Below are 20,895 nucleotides of genomic sequence, written 5' to 3'. Positions count from 1 at the left end.
TCAATCGCCGGGTCGCGTGTTCGGTAGAAATTCTAATGAGAACCCGGCCCCGAGTTCATCCGAATTGCTATCGAGTGATCCGGATTGAGTCATTTGCTCCCTTAGATTCGCCCACCGGCCCGCATCCATCGTGCCGAAGTCGGACTTCTTTGATCCTTCCGGCACGCAAAGTGGCTTCATCGCATTGACGCCGAACCGAAGAATCTCAGGTGTTAACTCCGAGTTCTCCTGCAAGATAAGTTGATTCGTCTCTTCCGGTGATTTCAGGTAGGCCTGCCAACCGTCAATAGAGGCCGCGACCATGTTCCTAACAACGTCGGGATTTTCCTCGGCGAATGCGCGTGAAACAATGAGGCAACTCGTGTAAGGATTAAACCCCGTCTCCGACACCATCAACAGCTTCGGCTCAACGCCTTCCTGCTGTGCGAAATAGGGTTCGCTGAAACTATAGCCCTGTTGAGCGAAGTTCTTGTTGCGAGCGACGAATTGCGTGACGCCGCCGTTATAAGGGACGATGGAAACGTCGGCTGGCAAAACGCCGTTTCTTAAGAAGTCACTGTAAGGTTCACTCCCCATGGCGATCGTATAGCCGGCGAGATCGCTAAAAGACTCCACTTCGGCGTCGGAGCGGACCATCAGGCAACGCGGGCTGTCTTGCAGAGGCGCCATGATCGCGATGACATCGGCCTCTTGCGCTCTTAAGAGCAGCACGCGGTCCGCATTCGCCACGCCGAAGTCAGCTTGGCCGGCAGCCACTTTCTGCACGACCGGCACGCCCGATCCACCCGGCAGAATCTGAACGTCCAATCCCGCCTCTTTGTAATAGCCTTCGACATCAGCCGCGTAGTATCCGCCGTGCTCTGCCTCCGGGTACCAATTGAGCTGCAAGGTCAGCGACGTAGTTTTCTCCGCGCCATCCGATTGCGGAGTATCCCGCGGCGCACAGCCTCCCAAGGCAATTCCCAACAGGGCAATGAGAATGAGCGAGCGTTTCATGCTTTCTTATATCTGCGAAAAAGTTCGGACTAATTATGAATGGAGTGCCTGCACGGCTGAGCGTTTCACTCTTCCTCATCCACTTCCATTCCGAGCTGCCGCATCTTGCGATAAAGATTGGAACGGTGCAGCCCCAGCAGCCGAGCCGCCTCACTCATATTGCCGCGGACGCGCTTTATGCCGCGGCGGATGAACTCGACCTGAAACTCTTTCGTCGCTTCGGACAGCCCGAAGTCGGCCGAGGGTTCGAGGCCGATGTCAGGCTCCGGGGCCAGAATGAAGGCGAGGTCCTCCGGCACAACTTTCTCTCCCGCGGCGAGAAAGGCGACCCGCTCCATCAGGTTGCGGAGCTCGCGCACATTGCCGGGCCAGTGGTGAGCCTGCAAGCGTTTCTTCGCGTCGGCCGAAAGACCCAATCTTGGCCGGCGGCTTTGCTGGCAAAATTCCTTTAGAAAAAACTCCGCGAGCGGGATAATATCTTCGGCCCGGTCCCGCAGGGGAGGCAACTGCTGAGTGACGACACTGAGGCGATAATAGAGGTCCTCTCGAAACTTTTTGGTGCGGACTAATTCCGGCAGGTTGGCGTTCGTCGCCGCGACAATACGGACGTTGACGGGAATTGTGCCCGCACCGCCCACACGGGTGATGACCTTCTGCTCCAACACCCGTAGTAATTTGGCCTGCCCGCCGAGACTCATGTCGCCGATCTCATCGAGAAATAACGTCCCGCCGTCGGCCAGTTCAAATTTCCCCGCCCGAGCTTCTCGCGCATCGGTGAAGGCTCCCCGTTCGTGACCGAACAGTTCGCTTTCCAGTAGCGACTCCGCCAGCGCCGCGCAATTCACTGCCACGAAAGGGTGGTCGCGTCTTGCCCCGCCGAAGTGCAGGCTTTGCGCAACGACCTCCTTACCAGTACCGCTTTCGCCGAGGATCAACACCGGCAAATCGGTCTCAGCCAATCTCTCCACGGTCGCGCGAATCCCCGTGATCGCGGCGCTCACGCCGATCAGCCGGACGCCGCTGGTGACCTGTTCAGCCAGTGATTCGCGGCTGCGAACGAGGTCTTCGCGTTCCTGAGCGTTTTCCAACGCGACGGCCGCCTGCGTCGCGAGCAGGCCGAGCAGGTCGGCATCGTCATCATTAAAATTGCCCGTGAGCCGATTGATTGCCTCAAACACCCCGATGATCTCGCCCGCGCGATTTCGCATCGGCTCGGCCAACAAGGTCTTGGTCTGATAGCCGGTTTGCTTGTCGACCTGGGAACCGAACCGCGTATCGGTCTTTGCATCGTCGACCCGCACCCGCTCGCCCGAGCGAAGCACGCTGCCCACGATGCCGACGTTGTCGGGAATTCGCAGGGTCGCCTCCGGAACGCCGATCGCCGGCTTCGCGATCACCTCTTTCTGAGGCTTGTCCCAAATGAAAATACTGGCCCGGTCGCAGTGCAGAATGTCGCACGCCGCCTCTGCGATCGCATTGAGCAGCGGCTCAGTTTCGAGGATGCGAGTGAACTCGGCCGACATTCCGAGCACCGTCCGCAACCGATCGGCGTGCAATTCATCAGAGCGTGTGATCTCCGCGAAACGGAACCCGATGGAGAGGGCCCGCCCGACTCCGATCGTCGCGGCCAACAACTCCGGCGAGAGGCCGCGCCCCGTGAGCCACAGCAGCCGTTGCGAGTCTTCGCGCCCCAGCGGGACGACGAGGGTGCCGTCTTCAAACCCGGCAGCCCCGCGATCGATCGCCTCAGCGAATAGCGACTTCGGGGCGATCGACGGATCGACGCTGCCCCATTGACCGAGGCAGACCCAATCATCTCGTCGCTCCCAAACAGCAGCGCCGCGCGCACCGAACTCCGCCGCGATGTCGAGCAGCGCCGACTGCAGATACGCTCCACGCTGCCGGGCTTCCGGGTCGATCGCCAGCGACAGCAACCGATCGGTCAGCCATATCGGCGACGACCAATCGCCCGACGCGGGAAATGCCTCTGACCAGGTCTTCCAAGCCGCATTTGCGACAGCCATCACAGCCCGCCTTTACTCAATATCACCACAGATTGCGCAGTCAGAACGACCTCGCCCACCTGAAGATTGAATCATTCCGACCAACAATATGCAAAGGTGACGCCTTTTGACAACACCCAAGAGTAGAGACGACAGACAGATCACGCCGGGAACCTGTCGGTGAGGCCGCCCCTCTGGTAGCTTGACCGCTCAATTTTCATTCGCAGAAAGACGTGCCATGTCGACCGAAACTTCCCAGCAACTCAACAAGATCAGTTCCCGCATCACCCAGCCCCGCTCACAGGGGGCCTCGCAGGCGATGCTCTACGCGACCGGGATGTCCGCCGAGGACATGAATAAGCCGCAGGTCGGCATCGGCTCGGTCTGGTACGAGGGCAATAGCTGCAACATGCACCTGTTGGCCCTTGGTAAGCATGTCAAGGAGGGCGTGCAGCGCTCCGATCTGATTGGCTTCCAGTTCAACACCATCGGCGTCTCCGACGGCATCTCGATGGGCACCGAGGGGATGTGCTATTCCCTGCAATCGCGCGACCTCATCGCCGACTCGATCGAAACGATCATGGGCGCCCAGTGGTACGACGCCCTCGTTACGCTGCCCGGCTGCGACAAAAACATGCCCGGCTGCGTGATGGCAATGGGTCGGCTCAATCGCCCATCAATCATGGTCTACGGCGGCACGATCAAACCGGGTTGCGGGCCGAAGGGCGAGAAGCTCGACATCGTTTCAGCCTTCCAGTCATACGGCGAATACATCGCCGGCAAGATTACCGATTTGGAGCGGGCCGAGATCGTCCGCAAAAGCTGTCCCGGGGCCGGGGCCTGCGGCGGGATGTACACGGCCAACACGATGGCCTCTGCCATTGAAACCCTCGGCATGAGCCTGCCTTACAGTTCGTCGATCCCCGCCGAAGACCCCGCCAAAATTGAAGAGTGTCACCTCGCCGGTCAGGCCATTTTGAATCTTCTTAAACTCGACCTGAAGCCGCGGGATATCATGACCCGCGAAGCCTTTGAGAACGCGGTCACGATCACGATCGCTCTCGGCGGCAGCACTAACGCCGTCTTGCACTTAATCGCTATGGCCCGCAGCGTCGACGTCGACCTCACGATCGATGACTTTCAGCGGATCAGTGAGGCGACGCCTTACCTCGCCGATTTAAAGCCCTCCGGCCAATTCGTGATGGAAGACCTGCACTCCATCGGCGGTACGCCCGCAGTCATTAAGATGCTTCTTGAAGAAGGGTATCTAAAAGGGGACTGCATGACCTGCACTGGTAAGACTCTCGCCGAAAACGTCGCAGACTTACCTCGTCTTAAGGAAGGACAAAACCTCGTGCATGCGGTCTCCGAGCCGATTAAACAGACCGGCCACATCCGCATCCTCCGCGGCAATCTCGCCCCCGAGGGAGCCGTCGCCAAGATCACCGGCAAAGAAGGCTTGCAGTTCAGCGGCCCCGCCCGCTGCTACGACGGCGAAGAGGCGATGCTTAAAGGCCTCGAAGATGGCGATATCCAAAAGGGCGACGTGATCATCATTCGCTACGAAGGCCCCAAAGGCGGCCCCGGCATGCCGGAGATGCTCACTCCCACCAGCGCGATCATGGGAGCCGGCTTGGGTAAGGACGTCGCCCTGTTGACCGACGGCCGTTTCAGCGGCGGCAGCCACGGCTTCATCATCGGCCACGTCGCTCCCGAAGCCCAGGAAGGCGGCCCCCTCGCCCTCGTCGAAGACGGCGACCTCGTCTCCATCGACGCCGAGTCCAACACCCTCGCCTTCGAGGTCGAACCGGAGGAGCTGGCCAAGCGCAAAGCCGCTTGGACCGCCCCGCCGTATAAGCACACCCGGGGGACGCTTTATAAGTATATTAAGAATGTGAAGAGCGCGAGTGAGGGTTGTGTCACGGATGAGTAGGCACTTCGTGCCTTGTGCCTGCGGCAGTGATATATGAGCGTACTATCATTTATCGTCCGGCATTGGTTTCGATTTGCGAGCCTGATCGCGATCGAAACCGTTTTGGTCGTGTTGGCGCTCCCAACTTACAGTGCGAGGCCATCCTCGCCGGAACAAATTCTCGTTGACCGAATTCAGACAATTCTTGGAATCGCCGTTCTGCTGCAGGTATTGATTCTAGCATCGGCAATTCTTGGCAATCACTTCTTGATTGACCGAAGACCAGCAACTAGAATTCTCGAGGACGGGGAAAGCTAGCAGGTAGCAGTTGGCCCGGCGGGCAATTGCCGAAACGGCCTGCTACCACCTATTGATTGGAAACATAATCCTTTAGCGGCCCAGCCAACCAATCCGATTGTTCGAGCGATTTCAACAAACCCTCTCGCGCTCGATCGGGAACTCGAAGGAGATAGCTGTCTGCGGGTAGCTCGGCGTAGTGGGCTGCGTTTCCGGGTAGCAAGCGGTGCCGCTCCGTAAAGTTACGCTCATGCGGTCGTGCAAAGCTTCGGGGGACGTCGTTGGGGCTTAGAAACAACCACTCGGGATTTCCAGCCCTGCCGAGATTAGCCCGATGAACGGGATAACCGTGAGCGGAACTATCCGGCTGATCGAATTGAACGTTCAAGGCCTTGGAAATCGCCCTTCTTAGCAAATTGATGTCTGTTACGGATTCCACAACCAAGCTGTCGGGGATAACGCGATGAAGCATTCGCAAGTACTCGGAAAATGAAGACGCGACCACTTTCTCAATATCACATTCCACGTCGGCATAAGTAATCCGAGGCTCGGAGCGACTATTTCGGTAGTCCAAGCAAATGTGCCAATGCCCGTCGCCGTCAATTGGAATCAGCCCGTCCAGTTCGAAGCTGACAAACTCGCGGCACTCGTCCCAGTCCACATGGAGGATTGACGGGAAATACTCACCTATTCCCGCGATAACGGTATGGGCCATATCCGGCAATTCGAAGCATATATACCCGCCATTTTGCGCTCGAAGCAGCTCTAAATATTCCTTCGGAAGCTGTACGCCCAACTCCGCCTCGGCGTCAGCAACGGTTTTGTCCGTCAAGGTGGGCTGTAGATACGGCAAATAGACAGGAATCCGCCAAATGTTCGCGGCATCGGCCTGCATTGTTTCACCTCTTTAAAAAGTGCACGCACCGACCGTGTTGATAGAAAATAGCGAGACGCGAGTGGCCCGGCCGATTCTAACAATATGCCGACAGTCACAAAATGCTGTTCTAGAAAGTCGCGAGCCTCGATTCAGGTACAACTCTGAGGCGAATTTTTTTGAACGGCAACCTGTCGCTCCACGATCCGGCCGCCTGACGGCCCGACCAGCCCGGTACGGTTCCGCCTGTTCGTCGGTGGGCGGTCGGCGAGAGGCGACTCAGTGATCCCGTCCCTTGCTGGCGCTGCGGGCTTGTATGGATGGGGCCGCCCTGTAAATCCGCTTACTTCGTGCGCGGCTTGTCATCGGAATTTAATTATTTCGAACGCATGCCGCCGGGGACGCCGATGCGGCTGTTGAGGCGATTAATTTCTCGGGTGATCAAATCAAGATTCGAGTCACGTACCGTGGGCAACCGGAAGCGGGCATCGCGGACGGCTTGGTAATCGAGGTCGGCGATTAAGAGTTGCTCGCCCCCTTCGGCGCGGACGAGGACGTTGCCATAAGGGTCGACGATCCGGCTGCCGCCCCAGAAATGGTCGTCATTCACGGCATCACCGCTGAGGTTCGCCATCACGATCGGAATGCCGTAGATCATGGCGTAAAACTGCGTGACGTTTTCCCAGCCCTTGGGGTTCGAGAATCCGCCGCCGAGGGCTCGCTCAGACGAAGCAATCGGCGAGATTAAAATCGTGGTCCCGTAAAGAGCGGCCAGATGGACCAGCCCGGGGTTCCACATGTCGGCACATATCAAGACCGCCCCCATCCACGGGGCGTGATGATTAAAGACGTCGAAGTAGCGGCCACCGGCATAGAAGCGGCGTTCGTCGAGATTGCCGTAACTGGCGAGGTTTAATTTCCGATGCACGAACTGCACCTTGCCGTCATTCAGCACTGCGGCGGAATTATGGATCTGCGCGGCGAAGCCTTCTTCGACGAACCCGACGACCACGGCCATGTCGCCCGCTTCCTCGGCCATGCCGATCAGCAGCGGGTCATCGCGACGCATCGAGACTTCCGGTGCGCGGAAGCCAACGTGGTAGCCGGTGATCGACAGTTCGGGAAACACGAGCAAGTCGACCCCCTGCGACTTGGCTTCCTCGATCATGCGGAAGTGTGTGTCGACGTTGTGCTCGATCTCAAACGGGATCGATTCGACTTGGGCAACGCCGACCTTGAGAACGGGCGGGCGTTTCGCTGCGGCGGGTTCGGTCATCGGGCGGTGTCGTTAGGGAGATCGTGTCGCAAGGCGACCGCCTTGTAGCGTGCGCGAAAGGTAATTTCCAGATTGATCGCCGGGATGAGTGTGCACAAGCCGAGGTTCCTGAGAAGCACGGATCGAGCACGCCATCAAAGCCGCGCACGGTAGTAAGCGGATCGCGGGAAAAGCCCACCCGCCAATCAACGCCCGCTACCATCAATCCAGCCGGCGACGTGAACCGCTCCTTACCAGTCGCGGCTGTAATTGTGAGCGCGGTGTAGGGCTTCGCCGCTTGTTCCCGGCCACCCGGCGATCGGTCTTACTCCATCAAATCGGGTTGATTGTTTGAATCTTCCGAACTCTGTTTGTTCCAGCGATGGTCGCGGTTTTCGTCCGCCAAGTTGCCCCAATAGCCTAACAAGGCACAAACGGCGCCCAAGCCAACGGCGAAGGCAATCCACGAAACAAGAATGGTCGTCGTGTCGGGGGCTTGGTAACGCATCCATAATGAAAATTTGGGCATGTTCACGAAGCGGAAGACAAACAGCACTGAGCACGCTGTTCCAAAGATGAACATCCAACTGAGTCTCGGAGCAACTCGATAAAGGCATGTCGCCGCAAAGCAAATCGCAAGAAGCGAGATGAACATCCCCTGTTTGCCGTCGCTCGTACTGACGAGCGGAGTCGACACGAATTCCCAAATAGCGATTAATAAGAATGCGAGCGCGGACCTAGCGACGAATTTCTGGCGATTGGAAGCTGGCTTTCGCCTAATCATGATTCTTAGCGGTAATAAGAATTAAATGCTCGAAGTAGCCAGAGAAAACCACGCATTAGGCAGTAAGTTCCTTCCGAACTCGGCGACAGAGAGGCTGGCTAAGAATTTTGGCATCTGTGATGCAAAACTCGTCTACCACTAATTTACACCCGGAACCTTAGAAGTCGAGCCGGCGATCGTGCGGGTGTGATGCGCTGCGAGGCATTTCGCCGCCAGACTTGATCGACTGGGGGCAGGCGAAAGCGCCTGTCCCCAGCCACCCGGCGTAATCGATCCGTCAGGTGAGTCAAGTTGGGAAACGTCACAGCAACAAGCCGAAGTTCCTGAGAACCGCGGATCGAGCACGCCAATAAAGCCGCGCACTGCAGTAAGCGGATCACGGAGGACGCCCCGCGCGTTGATCGTTCCCCGCCTCCCGCCATTCCACCCGGCGACGTGATCCGCTCCTTGCCAGTCGCGGCTGCATTAGCGGCCAGTAAGAGGTGATGGGTCGGATGGTGAACTTCGAGTGAAGTTCCGCCATGGCCGGTTGATTGCAGGTCCCGATCATTTAGGATCGCCCTTATCGTATCTGTCTGGACCAGTCGAAATGAACGTCAGATCGTGGATCGGTATCGGAATTCTGGTGGCCGCGATCGCCTATTTGGCGACGGGCGTCATCACCGATCAGGTGACGCTCAAGCAGGCGCTTTACGGCCGCAATCATAGTGACGTTCGTCTTCAGTTTCTGGGGATCGAGCCGGACGATGCGGGCTCAATCGTAAAGTACAGGATCCGAAACGATCCTTACGAACCACTGGTAAAACTGAAGCTGGCGTTCGAGATCAAGCCTTTCCCAGCCCCGCGAGTGCAAAGCGGTTTCGGGTCGCGTTACCCGCATCCCGGCTTCGATTTCCCCTTGAGGCGAGCCGTGAGTTTCGAGGATCTCGGTCGCGGTGAATCGAGGACGTTTACCCTGTCCGTAAAGAATTATCGCCCCAAACACCTCCTCGGTTGGGAGGCCAAAGTCGCCTCGTTCGAACGCCGCCCCGACCGCTGGTTCTGGTGGTCCTGGGGATATACGCAACTGGAAGTCGGCCCCCCTGCCGACCGGAGTGGCGTGTTTCCCCAGCAGGGGATGAACCCCGCCGCCGGCCGCACTTTTCTCAAGTAAAGCAAAAAGTTCTGAGTCGTTCCGATCGCTCAGCTGGGAATTGCCACTTGATAAAAGTCGCCCCCCATTTCAGCCGCGCACGGCAGTAAGCGGACCGGGGTGGACACGGCCTCACGTCATGCCGATCGGCGACGTGATCCGCTCCTTACCAGTCGCGGCTGCGTTGGATCGCGAGATGTGCAGCGCTCCACCGCCAGACTAATCGACTGGGGGCAGGCGAAAGCGCCTGTCCCCAACCACCCGGCGGGCGAACCTCAAGACCTTTCAGCGTGTCGCCATATCTGATTACGGGAGCGCTTGAATGTCGGAATTCTCCCGGGCTGTAACCCCGGTGTCTCGTGCTAAGCGGTTCGATTCCGTACGCGCCCAATTATTAGACGGGACGCAGGGGATATCAGCGCGTAACTTGGAAATGCCGTTGGGTTCGCCACACTTAATATAAATGCCTCAGGATTGCGTCCATGAGCGATCACGTTGATGGACCCGTTCAGCGCTTAATTGAACGAATCAATGAGGCTATCCAAGCGAAGGAAGTAACCGACTTCCAAATCTGTTCGTTTCAGAATGACTCATTGCTGCTCATTGGAAGTTTCAACCTTGCTTACTACCATGATTTAGAAGTTCGTTTTCACAAAGTCACGTATATCAATCTCCCCGTGTATGGCATCGACTCGCCAATCTTCTCTATCGCCACCAAATTGGAGCAAGAGCAACACGCTCAACTTGACCTCCAAGAGGAAACGCTTTTCCGCATCGTGAGCTCACCCGAATTATTCAGCCACCCTTATTTCATTGCAGCGGAACAAATCTCGATTTCGGAGAAACGAGTTCATTACCAAGTTAGCGATAACGAGGCATCACCGGAATGAGTGGTCGACGCCTTTGGGTCAGTCGAGCCTCATACTTTGAGTTCATTCATGGCCGCATCAGTGCCGCCGTATTTTGCTTTCACGTCTGCAATGACCTCATCCAGGAACGAGGTTACCTGCTCCGGCGCCCTTCCCACATACCGCTTCGCATCCAACGTCGATTGCAGATCGACATCTTTAAACGCGTCGTCCTGACTGAGGCGTTCGATTAAGTCGTTCGGTTGGCCTTCCTCCTTCACCATGCGGGCCGCGGCGACGCTGTGGGTGCGGATACGTTCGTGAAGGTCCTGGCGGTCGCCGCCGGCTCGGACGCCGGCCATTAGGATTTCTTCCGTCGCCATGAAGGGAAGCTCGGCATTCAGGTTCGACGCGATCACCTTGGGGTAGACGTTCAATCCGCCAGCCACATTCGCGTAGATGTTAAGGCAGGCATCGACGGCGAGAAATGACTGCGGCAGCGAGAGCCGGCGGTTGGAGCTGTCGTCGAGGGTGCGTTCGAGCCATTGGGTGGCGGCGGTGTCGTCACCGTTGGCGGCGAGGCTCATCGCGAAGCGGGCGAGGCCGCACATCCGCTCGGCCCGCATCGGGTTCCGCTTATAGGCCATCGCCGAGGAGCCGATCTGATTGGTTTCGAACGGCTCGTCGATCTCCTTGCGGTGCTGCAGAATTCTCAAATCGCTTCCCGCCTTGTGGCACGACTGCCCGATTCCCGAGAGGGTCGCGAGGACGTGCGCGTCCACCTTTCGCGAATAGGTCTGCCCGGTAACGGCGTATCGCTGCGTGAAACCCATCTTCTCGGTGACGAGCCGGTCGAGTTGATCGACTTTGTCGTGGTCGCCGTCGAAGAGCTGCAGGAAGGTCGCCTGCGTTCCCGTTGTGCCTTTGACGCCGCGGAAACGCAGTTTCTCAAGGCGGTGCTCGACTTCTTCGAGATCGAGGATCAGGTCGTAGCACCAGAGCGTCGCCCGTTTACCCACGGTCGTCGGCTGCGCCGGCTGCAGGTGCGTGAAGCCGAGGCAGGGGAGGTCCTTCCACTCGTCGGCAAACGTCGCGAGGCGGTCGATCACCGTGACGAGCCGATCACGGACGAGTTCGAGCGACGACTTGATCTGCAGCAGTTCGCTGTTGTCGGTGACAAAGCAACTGGTCGCGCCGAGGTGGATGATCGCCCGAGCCTGCGGCACCTGATCGCCCCAGGCGTGGACGTGGGCCATCACGTCGTGGCGGAGCCTCTTCTCGTAGCTGGCGGCTGATTCGAAATCGATGTCATCCAAATGGGCCCGCATCTCGTCGAGTTGGGCATCAGAGATGTCGAGGCCGAGCTCTTGCTCGCTCTCGGCTAGAGCGAGCCACAGCTTGCGCCACAGCGAGTGCTTCGTCTGGGAGGACCAGATGCCGGCCATCTCGTCGGTGGCGTAGCGGGTCAGGAGGGGATTTTCGTAGCGGTCGTGGGACATCGGCGGGAGGTGTCAGGAGTTCGAAGTCATGGTTTCAGGCGACGGACGGTCTTTTACAGTTCTGACATCCGAAGGTATCATTTGAAAGTGTCACACGTATTCAATTCGCGAGTAACCCAATGAGCGCCGGTATCACCGACTCCGCCGAAACAACGCGGGAAGCGGTCGAAGCACTGAGGTCATCCCTCGCTCGTCGCCAGCGGATTGCTGCGGAACTTGCCGAAATCGACAAAGAAATCGCCGTCATTTCGTCGCGTTTTCAACAAACTGGTTCTGTCCCGTTGTCGGAAGCGGAGCCGGACGTTCCCGCCATCGCGACGCTGACAGCGCTCGCGGAGAATTGGCAACAGGGGAAGGTCGAGCGGGACGCGGCGCGCGTCGTTTTGGAGGACGCATTGGGTCGCGTAGAGGTGCCAAATCATCCGACAGAGTCAATCAAAAGCACGGTGCCGGAAATCCTGCTGCAGGCCGTCGAGACATTCGAAGATCGAGGACGGTTGGCCGACTGGCTGCTCGAATCGCGACATGTCTTCGGAGGCCGCTCCCCCCTCGCATTGCTGACGGGAACCGATCAGGATCGAGAGTGGTTAAGCACAATTCTCGGCCGAATCGAACACAGCGTGTACAGCTAAGCGCTCATGAAGCTTTTCCGCATTTGCGCAGCTCGTCGTGCGAACACAGCCTTCTCTGGGCGTGGGGCAGCAATCCACGGTGGACGTTGGAACGGCATCGGAAGTCCGATGGTGTATGCTTCCAATAGCCTCAGTCTGGCGACCTTGGAAGTACTCGTCCATTTCCGTTTGCAACAGCTTCCGAGAACCGATTGGGTCTGCATGAGTGCCTCGCTGCCTGATAGGGAAGTGGGAATATTCGATGACCGCTCGCTCAGTTCAGGCTGGCATCTCACGGAAAAGTATTCAGAATGCGTTCAGGCTGGCGAGCGTTGGCTGAAGAGTAATTCGACCGTCGCGCTGACGGTTCCTTCGGCGGTTTTAACATCGACAGCGTCGCGTTCACTGGACAGGAACATCCTGCTCAACCCTCTTCATCCGAAGTTTGACGATGTCGTCTCGATTGCCGAGCCGGAGCGTTACGAATTCGATCCGCGACTGATAAACGAGTCACTAGGCCGCCTCAAAGAGACAGGAAGAGAATAGCCATGACCCCTCTCGAATCCCTTGTTGCTACCGGGACGAAACTCTGGCTCGACAGTGTCGACCCGGACCTTGTGATTGAAAACAAGTCGTTCGGAGCGACCGGTGCGACGTCGAACCCGATTATCATCTCCGGACTGATCAAGACGGGCCGGTTTGATGACGACATCGCCAAGTTTATGGAAGCGGGCGACAGTGACGAAGTCGTCGCGTGGAAGGTCACCGACAAACTGGTTCAGAGCGCGCAGGACGTGTTTCTGGAGGACTGGGAGAAGTCGAACGGCGACACCGGCTGGGTCAGCTTCGAACTCGATCCGCTGCTCGAAGATACCGAGAACACGATGTCGGTCGAAGAAAAGGCGGCCAAATACGTCGAACTCGGCAGGCAGTGGGCCGCCGGGCACAAGAACCGGATGATCAAGGTCCCCGCCACGCCGGGCGGCATCGCCGCTCTCGAAGACCTGACAGCCGCCGGCGTCACGCTGAACGTCACGTTGCTGTTCTCCGACCGGCAGTACGAAGCCGCCCGCGATGCCGTGTGGCGTGGTGCTCAACGCCGGGCCTCGCTTGACGGGTTCAAGAGCGTTTACAGCATCTTTATCAGCCGGATCGATGTTTATTCCAAGAAGCAGGTCCCGGAGCTCTCCGATGCCGCCCAAGGGCAGGTCGGCCTCGTGAACGCGAAACGCATTTGGAAGATGAACAACGAATTTTGGGCCGACAAAGGATTGGGACTCAATCAGGAGATGATCTTCGCCAGCACCGGGCGGAAGCTCGAAGGCGACAGCGAAGACAAGTACGTCTCGGCTCTGGCCGGGTCGGACATCCAAACCAACCCGCCGGAGACGAACGCCGCGATTCAGGAAATGGAAGGCAAGACCTTCGAGCGCACCGTCGACCATTTCCCGCCGCAGGAAGTGCTGGCCGAGATCGACGAAAAGGTCGACTTCGAACACCTCGAAAAGACCCTGATGGAAGAAGGTCTTAAGAAGTTCGCCGATCCGCAGAAAGCGCTGCTGGAACTCATCGCGTCGAAACGCGCCGAGTTGGCCCCGGCGACGTCTTAAAAGGCACCGCTTCGCAGCGGATTGCGGATTGAGGGGAGAATTGTTTAGGCGCCACCGGCAGGAAGCGCGCCGCCTCGTGGGGAATTTAAGAGTTTGAAGATCAAAGGTCCGGACCGGGAGCTCGGAATGATCGACTGGGAGGCACGGCAAGCGCTTTGCGATGCGATCGATGATGTATTCTCCGAGAGAGCATCGACGCTCTCTTCCGGAGAGGCGATGGAAGATATTCCGATCCATTCAGGAGACGAAACGGTCACTGAGGTCTATCATATACTCTGGCGATTCTACGACGAGGATTCTGACAAGTTCGTGATTCGCCACAGGCAGGGTTGGGGACTGGTACAGCGCCTGAAATTGGTTTTAATGTCCGGGTCGGTAATGGAGGTAAGGCGGCGCCGCATCTGGTCACTACGCCAAGCGATCGCTTTGATCGGTTTTGTGATTTGTGCGGTGTTGTTCTGCCGGATCGGATTCGTCCCCGAATTCTTATTGGTCACGGCATCTGCCGGGATCGTTTATTTTCTCTTGGACCACATGAGGCCGACTCATACGGATCGTGACACGGAGATCACGCGAACGTACTACATCTGGCCATTCGGTTCGGTTTGGGAGATCGCCGACGCCGTCGCTGCGGCTCCCGATTTTCGTAAGCAGCCTTACCGACCCGCTGCCGACAGTCGGCGTCCTGTGAATTGGTACTGGCCTCCAAATCTTTTCGGCATGCTGATTGACGGCCCGATCCTATTGCTGGCTCACTGCCTGCCCGACTGCGATGTGCACACGCGGCTGATCGTTGGGACCAAAGCGAATTAATGATCCCATCGACGGATCGCAACTACGACCGTTCCCGCAACGTCGCTGCCGGGGTCCTTACCGGCGTTGCCCTCCTCCCGCTGTGCTGGCTCGGCATGCAGGTCGTGCATGAATGCGGGCATGTTGTCGGCGGGGTGATCTCAGGCGGAACGGTGACGAAGGTCGTGATGCATCCGCTGACCATCTCGCGGACCGATGTATCACCGAACCCGCGACCGCTCATCACACTGTGGGCGGGCCCGATCGTCGGTAGTTTAATCCCGTTGTTTGTTGCATTAGCGGTGCCACGGCGTTGGATTCAAACGCGACATCTGTCGGGCTTCTTCGCCGCGTATTGCCTCGTGGCGAATGCCTCCTACATCGGTTTGGGCGTGTTCACTCCGGCCGGCGACGCGGAGATGATGCTCCATCACGGGTCGCCCCGCTGGCTGCTCGGAACGTTCGGCGCCGTCGGATTAATCGCGGGCGGCATCATGTTTCAACGGCTCGGCCCTTACTTCGGGCTGGCGCGTGTCTTAGAAATCGCGACGTGGCGCGGGGCGTCAATTGCTTGGGGGCTGCTCTTGGTAATCGTGATTACCGAAACGCTTCTGAGCGATCCGATTTAAAAAGTGACTCGAATGGCAACGCAACTTTAGTCGCCATTTGAGGTATGCCGGTCGTCCCCCGACGGAGTCTCTTCAGCCTGATCCGCTTTCACCGGCGTCAACTGCTCGGCTAAATTTTTTAATTGCACGACGATCGCTTCGCGGAAGCGGCCCGGTGGCACTTCTCTGCGAATAGTATCGAGCATCTCTTCGACAAAACTCCGCATTGCGGGCAATGCATCGTCAAGGACTAATTTACCCGCAATGCATTCGAGGCCATCGGCGAGGCTCTGTAAGATTGGCGGAAATCCCGCACTGTAGAACAGAATCCCTCCATAGGCGGAATTCAACATCCGATCGAAGTCGAACGACGGTTCGTCAACCAGTCGATACTCCTGTGGCGGACGCCAGGCATCAGCGCCGTGGCCGGCTAGTTCGGTTAGGGCGACCGTCAGACGGTCGAGGCACATTTGTGCTGTGCGAGGGTCGTTAATCCCGGGCGAGAGCGCACGCATCCCGATTTCCGAGATTTGCAGTATTGACGTCTCGATATCGTCTCGTGGCGTGCCTTGTGGTCCGACGATTAACGATTCCCGGACTTTGTCGATCGAATCCTGCGACGGCGAGTTATCTCCAAGAAACTCGGCGAATGGTCGCTCCGTCGTCACGAAATCGCCGGTCCTCACATCAAGCCGTACCCGCAGGTTTTCCTTTTCAGCAATCGAAGCGATCGCCTCACGACTATAGGCCTGAACGTAGCCTGACCGCTTCGTTGTGATCGCCGTCGACATCGCGAAGCTTTCCGAAGGGCCTACCTCGGAGGCAGCCTGCCGAGAGTTTCCGCTGAGCCGATTGGTAATCGCCTTATGAAGTTCGTAAGAGATGCGTTCGATCAAATGCGGAACCTGAATGATCCGCGAGACGTCATGCACAAAGTAGATCAGCATCCCGATCGAAAAGAAAAAGGCGACGATCGAAATCGAGAGGGCGATCTCGGGGAGAAACGGATCTGCCGAGTCGAATTCGTCACGAATCGAACGCAGTGTCACAAGGCAGAACGCAGTCGTTCCGAGTAACACCGCCAGCGTGCCTTGCTGAATGTTGCTGCCGATCACCGTGCGAATCACGCGCGGGCCGAGTTGAGCCGAGGTTTGAGCGAGCACGAGCATCAGGACGGAAAACACCACGCCGGTAACCGACACCAACGCCCCGATCAGCGTCGTCAGAATTAATCGGGCTGCTTCCCGCGATGTCGGCTCCCACCCGAATGCCCGCAAATCTTCGAGCCGGATGGCTTCGTCGATCTGCAGGACGCCCCAAGCCGCGGATAACGTGCCGAGGACGGCGATGATCGGTAAGAACCAAAAGCTGTCGCGGAGGACGTCGACGACATATAGAACATTGGTCTTCATGCTGAATCGACCCGACGGTCACCGATGCACGCGACTCGAAAGACTGCTGATGGTCTCGGCTCAGACAGAGGTCAAAGCCAAAGATCAACAAGACTTCCAGCCGGGCGACTGACCGTACCTGACCATTGATGGTAGTTGCAGGAAGTAGGCTACCTCGACATCCCGGGTGAGAGTATCGGTGAGAATCCCCTATCGACTGTTGCGCGTAATTCTTGGCAAAAATTGTGCGGCCCACGTTTTCCGCTGCTTGAGCCGACATCTCGACCGGCAGGCGAAAATTGCGACGTGATCCGTTAAACTCAGGACTGATTGTCGTCTGCGTGCGGCGACCGGTCGATCCTCGATGGCGACCGCGCCACACGGAAACTGGACCGAAGACCCTTGCCAACGAAAACCAAACCCAGCACGACCCCCGCAGTAGCCGAAGGCCCGGTCGCCGTGATCGACATCGGCACGGCATCGGTCCGCATGGCGGTCGCGGAGGTGACGACCGACGGAGAGTTGCGAATTCTCGAGCGGCTCTCTCAGGCCGTCCACCTCGGTAAGGACACGTTCACGAACGGCTCGATTTCGACCGGCACGACCGAACAATGCGTCCGTGTGCTGCGAGATTATCAACACTTGCTGAAGCAATACGGCCTCCCCGACCGGCCGCAGCGGATGCGAATCGTCGCCACCTCGGCGGTCAGAGAAGCGACCAATCGCCTGACTTTTCTCGATCGAATCTACAGTGCCACCGGTCTGCAGGTCGAACCGATCGATGAATCGGAAGCCAACCGCGTCACCTATCTGAGCATCCTGCCCATTCTTCAGCGGCGTGAAGATTTGCGCCCGGCTTATTGCATCGTTACAGAGGTCGGCGGCGGAAGTACGGAACTCGTCGCCATTCAGGACGGCGACGTCGTCACGAGTCAGAATTACCGGCTCGGCACGCTCCGACTGCAGGAGATGCTCGACAAGTTTCATACGCCATCCTCGACGGCCCGGCAGATCATGAGCCGGCAAATCGACCGCGCGGTCGGTCAGATCGTGCGTCAACTGCCGGAGGCGCGGCCGGGAACGTCGACCGAACTGGTCGTCCTCGGTGCTGACATGCGATTCGCCGCCCAGGAAATTGCGGGAGAATGTGTGCCGCGCGACTTCACGGAAGTGAACGTCGAAGCGCTCGCCGAACTGACCGATCGCATGCTCGGCATGAACGAAGACGAGTTAATGCGCGAATATCACCTCGCGCTGCCTGACGCCGAAACGCTCGGACCAGCCTTGCTGGCTAATCTCTCTCTCGCCCGCGTTCTGGGCCTGTCGCGTGTTCTCGTTTCCGACGTCAATCTGCGTGACGGGCTGCTTCTCGATTTGGCAGCGACCCGGGTGTGGACCGAGCAGGCCGGCCGACAGGTGATCAATTCGGCCGTCGAACTCGGACGCAAATTTGACTTCGACGAACGTCACGCCACGCATGTCGCCTCTCTGGCGGCCCGTTTATTCGATTTGATGCAGCGAGAGCACCTGCTCGACAGGCGATACCGGATGATCTTGCGGCTCGCTTCGCTGCTCTATGCGATCGGGCAGTACGTCGGCACGACGGGCTATCACAAGCATTCGATGTACCTGATTCAAAACAGCGACCTGTTCGGGCTGGGCAAGAAAGAGCTGCTGCTTGTCGCGCTCGTCGCCCGCTATCACCGCCGGGCATCGCCGAAGCCGTCGCATCAATATATCAGTTCCCTCGATCGTCGAGAGCGGGTCGTCGTCGCCAAACTGGCCGCGATGCTGCGGATCGCGATCGCCCTTGATGAATCGCACAGCCGGCGGATCACGGAGTTCCAAGTGCTGTGGGAAAAAAATCGAATGCTGATTACGGTCGACGACGTCGACGACCTATCGCTCGAACAACTGGCCATTAACCAAAGCGGCACGCTGTTCGAAGAAGTTTTTGGTCGTCGTGTGCTGCTCAGAACCGCTTCACGAGAGCGCCGACCTTAGCGTCAGAGCCGTTAAGCATGAGTCGACCACTCGAACTCACGCGACATATATCGAGCGTTGCCATTAATTTGAGCCGTTCGAAAATCGATTGAACATTCGTTGGAGTTAAACTCACTGAAATGGCGACTGAGGAAAAACGATACTTGAATCGAGAGCTGAGTTGGCTCGAGTTCAATCAGCGCGTGCTCGATGAAGCAGCTGACGGCGAAGTGCCGCCGTTGGAGCAATTAAAATTTCTGGCGATCACGTCGTCCAACCTCGACGAGTTTTATAAAGTTCGGGTCGGCGGGTTGCAGCAACTCGCCCACAGCGGCGTTGCGAAGCGCGACCCGAGCGGCATGACTCCTTCCGAACAACTCTCGGCCATTCGCGAACGCGTTGCGGAGATGACCCGCGATCAATACGGCTTGTTCGACAGCTTAATGAAATTGCTCGCGGAGTCGAGACTCACGCGAGTCGATCACAACAACGCCAATCCCGATCAGTCGCGAGTTCTGGAGCGATTGTTCTCGAACGAGATTTACGGCGTTTACACACCAATGGCGGTCGTCGACGAAGCACCGTTCCCGCGACCGACCGGCGGGACGATGAATCTGTGCGTGAAACTCTCGGTTGATCCCAATCGCCCATTCAGAGACCGCCCGACCGACGAACCGAATGACCCGGCCGAACCGCCGTCGACCGAGCCACAGACTCGGTATGCCATTATTCCTTTTGGGACTGCCGGCTCACGCGTCATTACAGTGCCCTCCGACGGGGGATACTCTTTTATTCTGCTTGAAGACGCCGTGCGGATGTTTGTTGAGCGGTTTTTTGCGGGGACACCCGTCGTCGAAGTCGTGGCATTTCGGGTCACGCTCGACGCCGATCTGAGCGTGCGTGAGGACGCCGCCTCGGACCTCCTCGGTGAGATGCGCGGAGTCCTTGAGGCTCGAAAAGAAAGCCATTGTGTCAGGCTGGAGATCGAAGACAACGCAAGCGAAGAGCTCGTCGAGTTCCTGCAGGCCGGTCTCCGCGTCGACTCGGCCGATGTATTAAAGATCCCGGGCCCGCTCGATCTCTCCGCGTTCTTCCCGGTGGCCGAGCAACGCGGATTCGGCCACTTGAGATATCCGGACTGGACCTCGCATCCCTCACCCGCGATTGACCCGACCCGGTCAATTTTCGAGACAATCGCCGATGGCGACGTTTTGCTTTACCATCCTTACGAAAGCTTCTCGCCGGTCGTCCGCTTTATCGAAGAGGCCGCGGCCGATCCTGACGTTCTCGCGATTAAACAAACTCTTTACCGGACCAGCCGCAACAGCCCAATCGTCGCCGCACTGGCCCTCGCTGCCGAAGCGGGTAAAGCAGTCACGGCGATCGTTGAATTGAAAGCCCGATTCGACGAAGAGCGAAATATCGCTCGGGCCGAAGATTTGGAGCGCGCCGGTGTGCAGGTCGTCTACGGCGTGCGCGGCTTAAAAACTCACGCGAAAGTCTGCGTGGTCGTCCGTCGCGAACCGGCGGGCATCCGACGTTACCTGCACTTCGGCACCGGCAACTACAATGAGAAGACTGCGAGGATTTACAGCGACGCGAGCCTGCTGACATGCAACGACGACCTGGCCGCCGATGCGATCAGTTTCTTTAACGCCATCACCGGTTATTCCCAGCCACAGCAATTTCGCAAGTTGGAAGCGGCGCCGTTGGGCCTGCGGGATCGGGTTCGCGAATTAATCGAGGCGGAAACGCATCGGGCCCGTCAAGGACTCAAGGCCCGCATTCGCGTGAAACTCAACGCCGTCGTCGACCCGGAGTTGATCGATGCCCTTTACGAAGCATCGACGGCGGGGGTCAAAGTCGATCTCAACGTTCGCGGTGTGTGCTGCCTCCGGCCCGGAATTCCCGGTCTGAGCGAGAATATCCGCGTCGTCAGCATTATCGATCGGTACCTGGAACACGCTCGCATTCTGCAGTTTCATCATGGCGGCGATGAGTTATTTTATATTTCCAGCGCCGATTGGATGCCGCGGAATCTTGATCGCCGGGTCGAATTACTCGTACCCGTCGAGCGGCGAACGCACCGCAAACGCCTCTCACGAATTCTTGATTTGTATTTCAAAGAGAACGTCAAGAGCCGACGACTTCTCTCCAACGGCGAGTATGAGCGAGTCAAGAGCGAGGGCGACCCCATTCGAAGCCAAGCGATCTTAAATGATCAGGCTGTCGAACGAATGCGAGAAACCGAGCAGGCACGTCGCACGGTCTTCGAGCCTTACCGTGCGGCGGAGAATTAA

17 protein-coding genes are annotated in these 20,895 nt (G+C 58.0%); 10 read left to right on the top strand and 7 right to left on the bottom strand.

Annotation, left to right across the window (positions count from 1 at the left end; genetic code table 11):
* Entirely contained in the window at positions 1 to 996 is a 996-nt protein-coding gene (locus Pan189_RS03005) for an ABC transporter substrate-binding protein (protein WP_145362483.1), read from the bottom strand.
* A gap of 65 nt (positions 997 to 1,061) precedes the next feature.
* Positions 1,062 to 3,020, bottom strand: coding sequence for a sigma-54 interaction domain-containing protein (locus Pan189_RS03000; protein ID WP_145362482.1), 1,959 nt, complete (start codon positions 3,018 to 3,020; stop codon positions 1,062 to 1,064).
* 217 nt (positions 3,021 to 3,237) lie between these two features.
* On the opposite strand from Pan189_RS03000, the gene ilvD reads away from it, so the two are divergent.
* Positions 3,238 to 4,932, top strand: a complete 1,695-nt coding sequence (ilvD, locus tag Pan189_RS02995) for a dihydroxy-acid dehydratase (RefSeq protein WP_145362481.1) — start codon at positions 3,238 to 3,240, stop codon at positions 4,930 to 4,932.
* Between the two features lie 346 nt (positions 4,933 to 5,278).
* On the opposite strand, the gene Pan189_RS02990 is transcribed toward ilvD, so the two are convergent.
* From Pan189_RS02990 to Pan189_RS02980, 3 genes are all read right to left on the bottom strand, one after another.
* Positions 5,279 to 6,103 (bottom strand): SMI1/KNR4 family protein, encoded by an 825-nt coding sequence (locus Pan189_RS02990; RefSeq protein WP_145362480.1) that lies wholly within the window; start codon positions 6,101 to 6,103, stop codon positions 5,279 to 5,281.
* Positions 6,104 to 6,458: 355 nt separating this feature from the next.
* Positions 6,459 to 7,358, bottom strand: coding sequence for a nitrilase-related carbon-nitrogen hydrolase (locus Pan189_RS02985; protein WP_145362479.1), 900 nt, complete (start codon positions 7,356 to 7,358; stop codon positions 6,459 to 6,461).
* 304 nt (positions 7,359 to 7,662) lie between these two features.
* Complete coding sequence (locus Pan189_RS02980) at positions 7,663 to 7,920, bottom strand: hypothetical protein (protein WP_310821008.1); 258 nt, start codon at positions 7,918 to 7,920, stop codon at positions 7,663 to 7,665.
* A 790-nt stretch (positions 7,921 to 8,710) separates the two neighbouring features.
* Between Pan189_RS02980 and Pan189_RS02975 the strand changes: the two genes are divergently transcribed.
* Complete coding sequence (locus Pan189_RS02975; RefSeq protein WP_145362477.1) at positions 8,711 to 9,274, top strand: hypothetical protein; 564 nt, start codon at positions 8,711 to 8,713, stop codon at positions 9,272 to 9,274.
* Between the two features lie 461 nt (positions 9,275 to 9,735).
* Positions 9,736 to 10,143 carry a hypothetical protein gene (locus Pan189_RS02970; RefSeq protein WP_145362476.1) on the top strand — a complete coding sequence of 136 codons (408 nt, stop codon included), beginning with the start codon at positions 9,736 to 9,738 and terminating at the stop codon, positions 10,141 to 10,143.
* 29 nt (positions 10,144 to 10,172) lie between these two features.
* Here the strand turns inward: Pan189_RS02970 and purB are convergent, their stop codons facing one another.
* On the bottom strand, positions 10,173 to 11,600 hold the full coding sequence (purB, locus tag Pan189_RS02965) for an adenylosuccinate lyase (RefSeq protein WP_145362475.1): 1,428 nt from the start codon (positions 11,598 to 11,600) through the stop codon (positions 10,173 to 10,175).
* Between the two features lie 119 nt (positions 11,601 to 11,719).
* Between purB and Pan189_RS02960 the strand changes: the two genes are divergently transcribed.
* The 5 genes from Pan189_RS02960 (at position 11,720) to Pan189_RS02940 (ending at position 15,242) form a co-directional block, all read left to right on the top strand.
* Positions 11,720 to 12,232 carry an MbcA/ParS/Xre antitoxin family protein gene (locus tag Pan189_RS02960; RefSeq protein WP_145362474.1) on the top strand — a complete coding sequence of 171 codons (513 nt, stop codon included), beginning with the start codon at positions 11,720 to 11,722 and terminating at the stop codon, positions 12,230 to 12,232.
* Between the two features lie 6 nt (positions 12,233 to 12,238).
* Positions 12,239 to 12,757 carry an RES family NAD+ phosphorylase gene (locus Pan189_RS02955; RefSeq protein ID WP_145362473.1) on the top strand — a complete coding sequence of 173 codons (519 nt, stop codon included), beginning with the start codon at positions 12,239 to 12,241 and terminating at the stop codon, positions 12,755 to 12,757.
* Between the two features lie 2 nt (positions 12,758 to 12,759).
* Positions 12,760 to 13,821: a transaldolase family protein gene (locus tag Pan189_RS02950; RefSeq protein WP_145362472.1), complete on the top strand. Its 1,062-nt coding sequence runs from the start codon at positions 12,760 to 12,762 to the stop codon at positions 13,819 to 13,821.
* A 126-nt stretch (positions 13,822 to 13,947) separates the two neighbouring features.
* Entirely contained in the window at positions 13,948 to 14,634 is a 687-nt protein-coding gene (locus Pan189_RS02945) for a hypothetical protein (protein ID WP_145362471.1), read from the top strand.
* Positions 14,634 to 15,242 carry a M50 family metallopeptidase gene (locus Pan189_RS02940; RefSeq protein WP_145362470.1) on the top strand — a complete coding sequence of 203 codons (609 nt, stop codon included), beginning with the start codon at positions 14,634 to 14,636 and terminating at the stop codon, positions 15,240 to 15,242. Before Pan189_RS02945 ends, Pan189_RS02940 begins: the two co-directional genes overlap by 1 nt.
* A gap of 26 nt (positions 15,243 to 15,268) precedes the next feature.
* Here the strand turns inward: Pan189_RS02940 and Pan189_RS02935 are convergent, their stop codons facing one another.
* Complete coding sequence (locus Pan189_RS02935) at positions 15,269 to 16,633, bottom strand: DUF2254 domain-containing protein (RefSeq protein WP_145362469.1); 1,365 nt, start codon at positions 16,631 to 16,633, stop codon at positions 15,269 to 15,271.
* Positions 16,634 to 17,014: 381 nt separating this feature from the next.
* On the opposite strand from Pan189_RS02935, the gene Pan189_RS02930 reads away from it, so the two are divergent.
* Positions 17,015 to 18,616: a Ppx/GppA phosphatase family protein gene (locus Pan189_RS02930; RefSeq protein WP_310821007.1), complete on the top strand. Its 1,602-nt coding sequence runs from the start codon at positions 17,015 to 17,017 to the stop codon at positions 18,614 to 18,616.
* A gap of 119 nt (positions 18,617 to 18,735) precedes the next feature.
* Positions 18,736 to 20,895, top strand: a complete 2,160-nt coding sequence (gene ppk1, locus Pan189_RS02925) for a polyphosphate kinase 1 (protein ID WP_145362468.1) — start codon at positions 18,736 to 18,738, stop codon at positions 20,893 to 20,895.

Origin of the sequence: Stratiformator vulcanicus, assembly GCF_007744515.1 — a bacterium.
In the GTDB taxonomy this organism is placed as follows: Bacteria; Planctomycetota; Planctomycetia; order Planctomycetales; family Planctomycetaceae; genus Stratiformator; species Stratiformator vulcanicus.
Note: the sequence above shows the minus strand (reverse complement) of the source record. Positions and strands in the feature narration are given on the sequence as shown.

What these genes read in the sequence shown, in the direction of transcription:
- Pan189_RS03005 (WP_145362483.1), bottom strand. Translation starts at nt 996, where the DNA reads ATGAAACGCTCGCTCATTCTCATTGCCCTGTTGGGAATTGCCTTGGGA.
- Pan189_RS03000 (WP_145362482.1), bottom strand. Translation starts at nt 3,020, where the DNA reads ATGGCTGTCGCAAATGCGGCTTGGAAGACCTGGTCAGAGGCATTTCCC.
- ilvD (WP_145362481.1), top strand. Translation starts at nt 3,238, where the DNA reads ATGTCGACCGAAACTTCCCAGCAACTCAACAAGATCAGTTCCCGCATC.
- Pan189_RS02990 (WP_145362480.1), bottom strand. Translation starts at nt 6,103, where the DNA reads ATGCAGGCCGATGCCGCGAACATTTGGCGGATTCCTGTCTATTTGCCG.
- Pan189_RS02985 (WP_145362479.1), bottom strand. Translation starts at nt 7,358, where the DNA reads ATGACCGAACCCGCCGCAGCGAAACGCCCGCCCGTTCTCAAGGTCGGC.
- Pan189_RS02980 (WP_310821008.1), bottom strand. Translation starts at nt 7,920, where the DNA reads ATGTTCATCTTTGGAACAGCGTGCTCAGTGCTGTTTGTCTTCCGCTTC.
- Pan189_RS02975 (WP_145362477.1), top strand. Translation starts at nt 8,711, where the DNA reads ATGAACGTCAGATCGTGGATCGGTATCGGAATTCTGGTGGCCGCGATC.
- Pan189_RS02970 (WP_145362476.1), top strand. Translation starts at nt 9,736, where the DNA reads ATGAGCGATCACGTTGATGGACCCGTTCAGCGCTTAATTGAACGAATC.
- purB (WP_145362475.1), bottom strand. Translation starts at nt 11,600, where the DNA reads ATGTCCCACGACCGCTACGAAAATCCCCTCCTGACCCGCTACGCCACC.
- Pan189_RS02960 (WP_145362474.1), top strand. Translation starts at nt 11,720, where the DNA reads ATGAGCGCCGGTATCACCGACTCCGCCGAAACAACGCGGGAAGCGGTC.
- Pan189_RS02955 (WP_145362473.1), top strand. Translation starts at nt 12,239, where the DNA reads ATGAAGCTTTTCCGCATTTGCGCAGCTCGTCGTGCGAACACAGCCTTC.
- Pan189_RS02950 (WP_145362472.1), top strand. Translation starts at nt 12,760, where the DNA reads ATGACCCCTCTCGAATCCCTTGTTGCTACCGGGACGAAACTCTGGCTC.
- Pan189_RS02945 (WP_145362471.1), top strand. Translation starts at nt 13,948, where the DNA reads ATGATCGACTGGGAGGCACGGCAAGCGCTTTGCGATGCGATCGATGAT.
- Pan189_RS02940 (WP_145362470.1), top strand. Translation starts at nt 14,634, where the DNA reads ATGATCCCATCGACGGATCGCAACTACGACCGTTCCCGCAACGTCGCT.
- Pan189_RS02935 (WP_145362469.1), bottom strand. Translation starts at nt 16,633, where the DNA reads ATGAAGACCAATGTTCTATATGTCGTCGACGTCCTCCGCGACAGCTTT.
- ppk1 (WP_145362468.1), top strand. Translation starts at nt 18,736, where the DNA reads ATGGCGACTGAGGAAAAACGATACTTGAATCGAGAGCTGAGTTGGCTC.